Source organism: Agrobacterium larrymoorei, from assembly GCF_013322225.1.
GTDB lineage: Bacteria > Pseudomonadota > Alphaproteobacteria > Rhizobiales > Rhizobiaceae > Agrobacterium > Agrobacterium larrymoorei_A.
Genome location: NZ_JAAMFB010000056.1, coordinates 1 through 883 on the forward strand (window position 1 = coordinate 1; position 883 = coordinate 883).

2 protein-coding genes are annotated in these 883 nt (G+C 49.4%); one reads left to right on the top strand and one right to left on the bottom strand.

Going from position 1 to position 883, the window contains the following annotated elements:
* Positions 1-91: 91 nt before the first annotated feature.
* Entirely contained in the window at positions 92-226 is a 135-nt protein-coding gene (locus G6L28_RS23100) for a hypothetical protein (protein WP_272955862.1), read from the bottom strand.
* 146 nt (positions 227-372) lie between these two features.
* Here G6L28_RS23100 and G6L28_RS22715 point away from each other — a divergent pair, with 146 nt between their 5' ends.
* Positions 373-807 carry a LysR family transcriptional regulator gene (locus tag G6L28_RS22715; protein WP_210265783.1) on the top strand — a complete coding sequence of 145 codons (435 nt, stop codon included), beginning with the start codon at positions 373-375 and terminating at the stop codon, positions 805-807.
* Positions 808-883: the final 76 nt, after the last annotated feature.

An 883-nucleotide genomic window follows, 5' to 3' on the forward strand; every position in this document is an offset into this window, starting at 1 on the left:
AAGCCGGGCTATGGTTCCGGCGCGGTCGTCTCGTCATGGTATCTCCTGTTCTCAGCATTTAAGCTGAAGTCAGGCAGAAATTCCACTTATCCTAGCTGTGCAGATTTTCCGAGCCACCTCTGGCTACAACTTCGCCCCGTTTAACGTCGAATGAGATGTTTTCCAGCACGCTCAACTGACCGAAGCTGTGGTTCAGCACCTCGACCGAGATAGCAGTATTTTCCATGTGATTTCTTCTCCTCACCCTCCGACCACATGCCGAGTTAAAGGCATGCTCCTCTGGTCAATCTGGTGTGTTTCTAAGATGAACCATTGCGAAATGGCGAACAATCCCCCACAGTGAGGTATCAGAAATCTCGAATCGAGAACAATTTGGATCTTTACGAAAATTTCCGTGCATTCCAGGAAGTGGCGAAAACGGGTAGTTTCATTCGTGCCGCGAGCAGGCTGGATGTCGCTCCATCCGTCATCACGAAACGGATTTCGCAGCTAGAAGCGCGACTGGGCGTTAAACTTTTCGTCAGGTCTACGCGTAGCGTAAAGTTGACCGAAATCGGCGGCACTTATTTGGAAAAGAGCTGGGAAGTTCTATCTGAGTTCGAGGAGCTTCTAAATCTAGCGAAAAAGACGCAAGGTGAGACGATCGGCTTCCTCAGGGTAAAAGTGCCCACGTCTCTTAATACGTTCTTGCTGCGGAAGGCGTTTCAGGACTTCCACATGACGTATCCGAAAATCCGGCTTGAGATCGTACTATTGGATCGTTCTGTAAATCCTGTGACGGAGGTGTTGGTTTCCATGCGGAACTGAGCCGGTTTTTCCACCGAGAAGTGAGCCACCTCTGACTATGGTTTTATGATTGGGTTTTGGTCAAGGGATTGGCTTT